This window comes from Streptomyces sp. WAC06614 (assembly GCF_003949795.1).
GTDB lineage: Bacteria > Actinomycetota > Actinomycetes > Streptomycetales > Streptomycetaceae > Streptomyces.
Genome location: NZ_RPRY01000295.1, coordinates 1 through 8,352, shown reverse-complemented (window position 1 = coordinate 8,352; position 8,352 = coordinate 1). Strand labels below are relative to the sequence as shown.

The 8,352-nt window shown below is 69.2% G+C and carries 8 protein-coding genes and 1 pseudogene; 2 read left to right on the top strand and 7 right to left on the bottom strand.

The window, feature by feature from the left end:
• Nucleotides 1–37: 37 nt before the first annotated feature.
• Together EF918_RS37305 and EF918_RS28325 are read right to left on the bottom strand one after the other, a co-directional pair.
• The gene (locus EF918_RS37305) at nt 38–250 is read right to left on the bottom strand and encodes a hypothetical protein (protein WP_185921959.1); all 213 of its coding nucleotides are present in this window, start codon (nt 248–250) and stop codon (nt 38–40) included.
• Nucleotides 251–355: 105 nt separating this feature from the next.
• A complete protein-coding gene (locus tag EF918_RS28325) occupies nt 356–1,213 on the bottom strand; it encodes an SDR family oxidoreductase (RefSeq protein ID WP_125651776.1) in 858 nt (285 codons plus the stop codon).
• Nucleotides 1,214–1,345: 132 nt separating this feature from the next.
• Between EF918_RS28325 and EF918_RS28320 the strand changes: the two genes are divergently transcribed.
• Complete coding sequence (locus EF918_RS28320) at nt 1,346–1,750, top strand: helix-turn-helix domain-containing protein (RefSeq protein WP_125651775.1); 405 nt, start codon at nt 1,346–1,348, stop codon at nt 1,748–1,750.
• Nucleotides 1,751–2,044: 294 nt separating this feature from the next.
• On the opposite strand, the pseudogene EF918_RS38615 reads toward EF918_RS28320, so the two are convergent.
• Both EF918_RS38615 and EF918_RS39340 read right to left on the bottom strand, forming a co-directional pair.
• Nucleotides 2,045–2,137, bottom strand: a pseudogene (locus tag EF918_RS38615) (IS5/IS1182 family transposase); the annotation flags it as partial.
• Nucleotides 2,138–2,260: 123 nt separating this feature from the next.
• Nucleotides 2,261–2,758: a transposase gene (locus EF918_RS39340; RefSeq protein WP_185921958.1), complete on the bottom strand. Its 498-nt coding sequence runs from the start codon at nt 2,756–2,758 to the stop codon at nt 2,261–2,263.
• A 228-nt stretch (nt 2,759–2,986) separates the two neighbouring features.
• On the opposite strand from EF918_RS39340, the gene EF918_RS28310 reads away from it, so the two are divergent.
• A complete protein-coding gene (locus tag EF918_RS28310; RefSeq protein WP_221889765.1) occupies nt 2,987–4,138 on the top strand; it encodes a serine hydrolase in 1,152 nt (383 codons plus the stop codon).
• 338 nt (nt 4,139–4,476) lie between these two features.
• On the opposite strand, the gene EF918_RS28305 is transcribed toward EF918_RS28310, so the two are convergent.
• The 3 genes from EF918_RS28305 to EF918_RS28295 form a co-directional block, all read right to left on the bottom strand.
• Nucleotides 4,477–4,740 carry a hypothetical protein gene (locus EF918_RS28305; RefSeq protein ID WP_125651772.1) on the bottom strand — a complete coding sequence of 88 codons (264 nt, stop codon included), beginning with the start codon at nt 4,738–4,740 and terminating at the stop codon, nt 4,477–4,479.
• A 1,484-nt stretch (nt 4,741–6,224) separates the two neighbouring features.
• The gene (locus tag EF918_RS28300; RefSeq protein ID WP_125651771.1) at nt 6,225–7,385 is read right to left on the bottom strand and encodes an alpha/beta hydrolase; all 1,161 of its coding nucleotides are present in this window, start codon (nt 7,383–7,385) and stop codon (nt 6,225–6,227) included.
• Nucleotides 7,386–7,621: 236 nt separating this feature from the next.
• Nucleotides 7,622–8,305 carry a response regulator transcription factor gene (locus tag EF918_RS28295; protein ID WP_125651770.1) on the bottom strand — a complete coding sequence of 228 codons (684 nt, stop codon included), beginning with the start codon at nt 8,303–8,305 and terminating at the stop codon, nt 7,622–7,624.
• Between the last annotated feature and the right edge of the window lie 47 nt (nt 8,306–8,352).

The following is an 8,352-nucleotide window of genomic DNA, read 5'->3' as shown; positions in this document are numbered from 1 at the left end:
TCCACCCGCGCCGCGTCCACCCGTACGACCGTCCGCGTCATGGGGCCGCGGAGGTGGCGGTAAGGGTGACGAGCGCGCGCCGCCCCATGACGCGGACGGTCGTACGGGTGGACGCGGCGCGGGTGGACGCGGCGCGGGTGGACGCGGCGCGGGTGGACGCGGCGCGGGTGGACGCGGCGCGGGTGGACGCGGCGCGGGTGGACGCGGTGCGGGTGGACGCGGTGTGCGGGGGAACGGGGCGGGAGGACATGGTCGGCAACCTTCCGGGTGATGGCAGGGTCGTACACGGTCACGGAACGGGGGGTGAGCGCCTCGCGGCGGTCCGGGCGCGACGGCCGCGGGGGCGAGCGGACGGTCAGCGCAGCGCGGCGGCGACAGCGTCGGACAGGGCAGTGGACGGCCGGCCGATCAGGCGGCTGAGGTCGCCGGATCCCGTGTACAGCTCGCCGCGGCTCATCCCGAGGTCGGCGTCGGCGAGGACGTGCGCCAGTTCGGCGGGCAGGCCGACCCCGGTCAGCGCCTCGGTGAGCCGGTCCGCGGGCAGATCGGTGTAGGCGATCGGCTCCCCGGTGGCCGCCGAGACCGCCTCCGCCAGCTCGGCCAGGGTGAACGCCTCGTCCGCACCCAGCTCGTACACCGCGCCCGCGTGGCCCTCGGTGGTCAGCACGACGGCGGCGGCCTCCGCGTAGTCGGCCCTTGACGCGGCGCTGATCCTGCCCTTGCCCGCGGCTCCGATCACCGTCCCGCGCCGGCGGAACAGGGGCAGTTGGGCGGTGTAGTTCTCCAGGTACCAGCTGTTGCGCAGCAGTGTGCTGGGGACCTCGCGTTCGCGCAGGTACTCCTCGGTGGCGCGGTGGGTGCGGGCCAGGATGCTGGTCGCCGTGTCGGCCTGCGTCATGCTCGTGTACGCCACCAGCGACACGCCGGCCGCCACTGCCGCGTCGACGGCCCGGCGGTGGTTGGCCGACCGCTCGTCCACGGTGGTGGTGGACACCAGCAGCAGCCGGTCCGCTCCCTGGAACGCCGCCGCGAGGCTGTCCGGCTCCGCGAAGTCCGCCCGGCGCACCACGACGCCGCGGTGGCCGAGGTCTTCGATGCGTGCGGTGTCCCGTCCGGTCGCGACGATGTCCGCGGCCGGGACTCCGCGCCGCAGCAGCGCCTCGACGGTGAGCCTGCCCAACTGGCCTGAGGCTCCGGTGACGACGATGGACATGAGATCGCCCCTTTCTGCCGCGAACTCTCCTCGCGGCGTGACGAACCCCAGATTGACCTGCTCACTCTCCATCGGTAAGTAGCCACTTGTGGGTAAGGTGACCACCTACGGGAAAGTATCGAGGTGAGTGGAATGGCGACCCCCGAGAATGTGACGGAGCCCATGGCGTCATGGGACCCGTACACGCGCGGCTGCCCCTCGCGCGACCTGCTCGACCAGATCGGCAGCAAGTGGGCGGTGCTCGTGCTGGGAGAACTCGGCAAGCACGGAGCCTGCCGGTTCACCCGGTTGCGGCAGCGGCTGGCCGGAGTGAGCGAGAAGATGCTGACCCAGACGCTGCGCACGCTCGAACGCGACGGACTGGTCCGGCGGACCGTGTATCCCGAGGTGCCGCCCCACGTCGAGTACGACCTGACCCCCCTCGGCCAGACCCTGCGGGGGCCACTGCGCGTACTCACCCAGTGGTCGGTGGAGCACGTCGGCGAAGTCCTCGCCGCACGTCAGGAGTACGACGCCCGCGCCGAGGGCACCGCCTGAGCCCCGCGCCCTACGGCCGCACCCACGCCGCGCAAGTCGCCGACATGACCACCAGCTCCCCGCCCGAGCTCCTGGCGAGTACACGACGTGGAACGCCCCCACGACCGCTGGCTGCCTCGACAACCAGGCGGGCATCCAGTGGACCGCGACCGACGCGTGGGTACCCGGTGGCACCGGCGCTGACTGCAGCGACGGCACCCAGAACTCGACGCCGTCCGGCAGCACCGGCACGCAAACCGCCGCCAACGGCGTCGACATCGGCGAGGCGGACCACTACCACGAGTCGTCGACGGCTCTGATGCCGCGTTTGCGCAGCTCGCGGCGGTTGTGGTTGCTGTCGTAGCCCTTGTCGCCGAGCAGGGCGTCGGGACGGTTGCGGGGGTGGCCGACGGTTGCGGGGGTGGCCGGCGACGGGTGGGAGGCCGTCCATCAGGGCGAGGGTATGGGTGACGTCGTTGACGTGGGCGGCGGTGGTGATCACGTGGAACGGGATGCCGCCGCCGTCGCTGATCAGGTGGTGTTTGCCGCCGGTCTTGCGGCGGTCGACCGGGGACGGGCCGGTGGCCTCGCCCCCTTTTTCGCGCGTACGTGGGAGGCGTCCACGCAGGCGCACGTCCAGTCGATAGTCCGGCCGCGTTCACCTCGGCCAGGAGTAAGCGGTGCAGGGCCTCGAACACTCCAGCCTGCTGCCAGCGGCCGAGCCTGCGCCAGCAGGTCTGCCCGGAGCCGAAGCCCCACTCGGGCGGCAACTGCTTGCTGCCAGGGGATGCCGGTGTAGAGCACGAACAGGATGCCCTGCAGGCAACGCTGGTCATCCACCGGGCGAGGGCCCGGCGACCGCTCCGGCCAGGCCGGCAGCAGCGGCTCGATCCGGGCCCACAGCTCGTCGTCCCTTCGACACCACTGTCCGCGGATCTCTCCGCCAACCGAGTGGTGAGCACCGCTTTCGTGATACTCCCCATGGCTGTCGGCGTACTCCTCTGAGTGCACCACGGAGTACGGAGACATCTGCACCAGTGTCAGCGGGTCAGGTCGGTGGGACGGAGTCATCGGGTCGTCCGGTTGCCGCTGCCTCCGGGTGGCGACCCTGTGCACTCGGTGGCGCGTGCGCATCGTTCGATCCGTACCGTCAGGAACGCAAGAGGAATCGACATGAGGACTGATGGTGAGCGACACCGGGGGTGGCGCTCCCGCCGGCGGGCTGGGCGTGCCCGGGGGCGCAGGACGCCGGCCCTGGTGGCCGTGGTCGCCGTGATTGCCGCTTCGGGGCTGGCGGGGTGCGGCAAGCCGGCGGAGAAGACGACGCCGGGGGCGACGGCCTCGGCGGAGCTCGCCGCGCAGCTGGACGCGGCCGTGACGCAGGTGATGAAGGACTTCGACATCCCGGGCGCGGTGGTGGGGATTTCCGTGCCCGGCAAAGTCGACTACGTCAAGACGTTCGGGGTCGCCGACAGGGCCACGGGCACGCCGATGCGTCTGGACGATCACATCCGGATCGGCAGTCTGACCAAGACGTTCACCGGCACGGCCGTGTTGCAGCTGGTGGACCAAAAGCGCATCGCCCTCAGCGACCCGATCTCCAAGTACGTGCCCGGGGTGCCCTCCGGGGACAAGATCACCCTGCAGATGCTCGGCGAGATGCGCAGCGGCCTGTTCACCTACGACGACGACAAGCAGTGGCAGAAGTCGATTTTGACCGAGCTGCCCAAGGGTCCGTCCGCCGGCGCCGTCACCGCCCAGCAGCTGCTGGACGTCGCCTTCCGTCACCCGCTGAAATTCGAGCCGGGCACGCAGTACGACTACAGCAACACCAACGCGGTGCTGCTGGGCATGGTGGTGGAAAAAGTCAGCGGCCTTTCGCTGCCCGACTACTTGCAGCAGCACATTTTCACCCCGCTGAAGCTGACCCGCACCAGCTGGCCCTCCGACGGCAACATGCCCGCCCCCTACGCACACGGCTACACCAACCAGACCGTGGATGGCACGGTCGCCGATGCCACGCTGTGGAACCCGTCCTGGGCCAATGCCGCCGGGCAGCTCATCTCCACCTACGCCGACATGAAGACCTGGGACGTGGCGCTGGGCAAGGGCTCCCTGCTGAGCGCCGAGACGCAGAAGAAGAGGCTGGAGGCCAAGGAAGTCGTTCCAGGGAACCCTGCGTACAAGTATGGATTCGCCATCATCGAGAGCCATGGGTGGATCGGGCACACCGGCGTCATTTTCGGCTACACCAGCGCGGTGTTTTCGATCCCCGCGCAAAATGCCACCATGACGATCTTTGCCACCAGCAGCATCCTCAAGCCCGACAAGACCCCGCAGGCTCCGGCCGAGCACCTGGCCAAGGTCGTCAGCAGCATCGTGACCCCCGACCACGTCTATTCCCAATAACTACGGAAATCGACTGAGTGATGCCGGGTCGACCGCCTGAGAGGGCGTCACGTCCCTTCTCTCTCGGTTCGTGACCGCTCGTTCGTGGTACTCCTCGCCGCGCCAGGCGCCCCTTGGCATGTGCGTGTCGGGATGCGGGCATGGGGCGAAGACCGTATCCGAGCGGCGTGTCGGACGATCAGTGGACGTCGACCGGGCCGATGCCCACAGCCTGGAGGCAGGGCGTCTCGTCAGCCTCCGCCGCCCACCTGCGAAAACGGGTATGGAGCGTCGCCGCCGAAGGGGCCGGAGCCAGCTTCCACCGATGGGCTCCAGCCCCTTCCCGTCATGCGAAGGAGTCAGGAAGCGGTCTGCTGATGCCGTCGCAGGATCCACCGGTGTACGGACGGGGTCAGGGTAGCGCCGGCCATGAACCCGAATATGGCACTGCGGCTCGCTGCGGCGATCATCACGGCAACGGCGCACAGAACCATGCCGGTCACCACGAAGCCGGTGATCTTGAAACGTAGGTCCAGCCGGTTCAACCACCTCGCCGTCGAGAATGTGACGAGATACAGGCCGGAGCCGAAAGCCGCCGACGCCACAGCGGTTAGAGCATTCACTCCGCAACCCTTTCAGAAAATGGAAGCCTGCATGTCTCTCCGACCGCCACGGCCGGCCGCACTCCCTTCTCGGAGTCACGTGGCTCGTGCGAGAGCTGCCGCCGGCTTGGGGATCCCGAGTGCCGGGCTGAGTTGCGGCCGGGCTCGGCAGCCAGGACACAACGCTTCCACCGACGGCGAGAAGCGCGGTCTCAGACTTGTTGAAGTAGGCGGTGCCGCTGATGATGCCCCAGGTGTAATGAGGGTCGGCCACCACGGGGTGGGCGGTGTCGGGGCCGGTCTGGATCGTCTGGACGAGGGTGTTGCCGTCGAGGCGGTAGCTCGTGGGAACGGAGGTGCCGTTCGCGTCCTTGGCCCAGGGCGCGTCTATGTGGCCACGGGCGACGAGGCCTGCGCAGACCGCGGAAGTGACGATGTCGAAGCCGCCGTTGCCGTCGGGCACGGCGCGCGTAGTCTGCGGGAGGCTGAGGTCGAACCGCTGCTCGGTGGGCGCGGAGGCGTCCTTGAGGGTCACCAGGGTTCGGGCGCCGCCGTCCGTGGTGGGCTGGACGGCGAGATCCGTCGACCGGGCAACACCGGTGTAGACGACCGTGCCGTTGCCCGCCGTGACACCGGCCACGTTCCCCGCGCCCTGGAGCCCGAGCCCGAGGGCACTTCCGTCCGCGGCGACAGCCCGGACCTCGCCGGCCGAGGCCGTTGGCGCCGAAACGGTCACCTTCCCTGCCCCGGTGCTGTTGGTGGCCTCGGCCGCAGCTGCGCCGCCTGCCACGGACGGGCGAGGTCCCCGGTGCGGGTGGCCTTCTCCTCCACCACGGCACTGCGCTCGGCTCCCGTGGCCCTGCCGGCTGCCGAAGCCGCCGGCGCCGAAGCGATGAGCAGGCTTCCGGCGACGCCGGCACCCGCAGCCGTACCGACGAATCGACGAATCGACGCGTGAGTTTCATGAATCCCCTGACGGACCTGTGTGAACGAGGGCGCCTGCCGGCTCAGGCGCTCCTTGATCAAAAACTCGCACGCGCCAAGATCCACTCACAACCCCTCAAGGACGACCAAGGCCACTCGGGCGCCGATTCGGGCAAAAGGACGCACTTCTGATGGCCCGACAGGCCTCCGAGCTGTCCCCCGATCCGCTGTCCTAGGGACCTAGTACTGCGACCGTTCCCTGCTCGGGCCCCAGGCCGCGATGGGTGCGGTGCGCCGCCTCAGCGACGTCCCTTCGCCGCTCGTCCTTGCGCGGTCACAGAGCTGGGCGGCCAGAACGGCGGCCGACCACGTGGTCCGGGAGCCAGCCAACGAGAACACGTGCGGCCGATGGACGGCGCCGATTACTTCCAGGTCCCGTCTCTTCTCGTGACAGCACCCCCGGAGCGACCAGCCAGCAGAGCGGTCAATCCGGCAACCAGGCCACGATCTGACGGCGGTCGGCGTCCATCAGCCTTATTTGGCAAGGAAGTTGAGGAGGATCTGGCGGCTGGTCTGTGAGGTCAGGCTGCCATAGGCGTCGTCAAAGGCGTGCTCTGCGAAGGGGAGTTCCTTGAACGTGGTCTCCACGAACCGACGGCGTGGAGGGATGCTGCGAAGCTCTTGATTGTTTCGGGGCGGGCGCTGCGGTCGCGGTCGCCGACGACGAGCAGTGTGGGTGGCAGTCCCTTGCGGATGTCGGTGGTCGGGGAGACTTCGCGGTAGCGCTGGGGGTATTGGGCGGGGGTGCCCCCGGTGAAGAGCTCTGCGGCGTTGCGGGTGCCTGCGACGTCTTCCTCCCACATCTGGGTGACGTCTGTGCCGGGGTAGAAGCCGACGACGGAGGCCGGCGGCTTGGGGGTGGGGCCTTCTGTGGCGTGGATCGTGCCGTTGTGGAGGCGGTAGGCGGTGTTCATCGCGAGGGTGCCGCCGGCTGACATGCCGCCCATGGAGATGCGGGAGGGGTCGATTCCGTACGTGTCGGCGTGATCCTCGACCCAGCGCAGGGCGGACAGCAGGTCCTGGGGGGCGGTGTTCCAGGTGGACCGGCCGGGGGCGGCCAGGCTGTAGTCGACGGCGACGGTGGCGACTCCATGGTCGGCGAGCCAGCGTCCGGTGCCACGCAGGTCGCTCTTGTCGAATGTGTGGAAGCCACCGGCATGGGCCAGGATGATGGCCGGCACCTTGGTGTTACGCCCACGTTCAGGCAGGTAAAGGTCTGCCCCGAGCGCCTGTCCGTCGCGGGTGGCGTACACCTGCGTCGTGTCGGGGGTGGCGTCGGGGTTGGCGAGCTGGGTGAAGACCTCGGCGAAGGAGACCGTCGTACCCGCTTTCTGTGCGGCGGTGAACTGGATGCAGCCGATGGCCAGTGCCGCCACCGTGGACAGCGCGGTGACGGCGGTGAGGAGGCGGCCCCAGCGTAGGAGACCGCTGTGCCAGGTGACGGCTCCCAGAAGGACGCCGGCCAGGGCGAGGAGGGCCACGTGGAAGGGGTACTGGCCGCCGAGGACCGGACCGATCACACCGGCCTTGGGGATGGACGGAAAGTAGGCGCCCAGCATGATCGTGGCGGTCAGGAAGGCTACGACGGAGCCGAACAGGGCGAGCACGCCGCGCCGGGTCCTCCTGAACTTGCCCGGGCGGTGTGCGGGGGATGCTGTTGTCGGGCGTGGGCTGGTGAGCACGGTGGGGTTCCTCGGATACAGGAGCGGCGGGAGGCCGAGTCGGCCTGCCGTTCGGTACACCACGAGGTTGGCGTGTGAGGCCGCTGTTCGGCGTCCCCCTCCGGAGCCAACACAGCCTGTAGCTCTGCGGTGCTACGGGCACGCTTCCGGCCGAAGGCCGCATGTGGTGGGCCCTCGGCCGCGGCGGCGGATGTGGAAGGGCAGGATCAACGGCCGGCTTGATCGTCAGGACGGCGTCAGGGCCTGGTGTTGCCGGTGTTGCCGGGGGTGATCAGGCCGGATTCGTAGGCGAAGATGGCGGCCTGGGTGCGGTCGCGGAGCTGCAGCTTGCGCAGGATGCGGCCGAAGTGGGTCTTTACCGTTTCCTCGGCCACCACGAGCTTCCGGGCGATTTCGGCGTTGGACAGCCCCTGCGCGACATGGGCGAGGACCTCCGTCTCCCGGCCGGTGAGGGCCTCGATACGCACTCCGGTCGGCAGCTTCGCGGCGGGGCTGATGCGGGAGAACTCGGCGATGAGCTGTCTGGTGATCTCCGGGGCCAGCAGGGCTTCACCCCGGGCCAGTACACGAACGGCTTCCGCGAGCTGGACCCCTGAGGCGCTCTTCAGGAGAAACCCGGACGCACCCGCGCGCAGCGCATCGTAGATGTATTCGTCGAGGTTGAAGGTGGTCAAGATGAGGATCTTCGTCGTGACGCCGGGCTGGGAGGTGATCTGTCGGGTGGCCTCGATGCCGTCCATGTCCGGCATCCGGATGTCCATCACGATCACGTCGGGTGTCAGTTGCCCGGCCTGCTCGACGGCTTGTGCGCCGTTCTCGGCGGTGGCGACGACGTCGATGTCGGGCTGGGCATCGAGGAGGATGCTGAAGGCTTCCCGGACCATGGCTTGGTCGTCGGCAATGGTGACGCGGATCGTCACGGGTGGGGCTCCTTGCCAGTGGTGGGCAGGGTGGGGGCGGCGGGCAG

What these genes read in the sequence shown, in the direction of transcription:
- EF918_RS37305 (WP_185921959.1), bottom strand. Translation starts at nt 250, where the DNA reads ATGTCCTCCCGCCCCGTTCCCCCGCACACCGCGTCCACCCGCACCGCG.
- EF918_RS28325 (WP_125651776.1), bottom strand. Translation starts at nt 1,213, where the DNA reads ATGTCCATCGTCGTCACCGGAGCCTCAGGCCAGTTGGGCAGGCTCACC.
- EF918_RS28320 (WP_125651775.1), top strand. Translation starts at nt 1,346, where the DNA reads ATGGCGACCCCCGAGAATGTGACGGAGCCCATGGCGTCATGGGACCCG.
- EF918_RS39340 (WP_185921958.1), bottom strand. Translation starts at nt 2,758, where the DNA reads ATGTCTCCGTACTCCGTGGTGCACTCAGAGGAGTACGCCGACAGCCAT.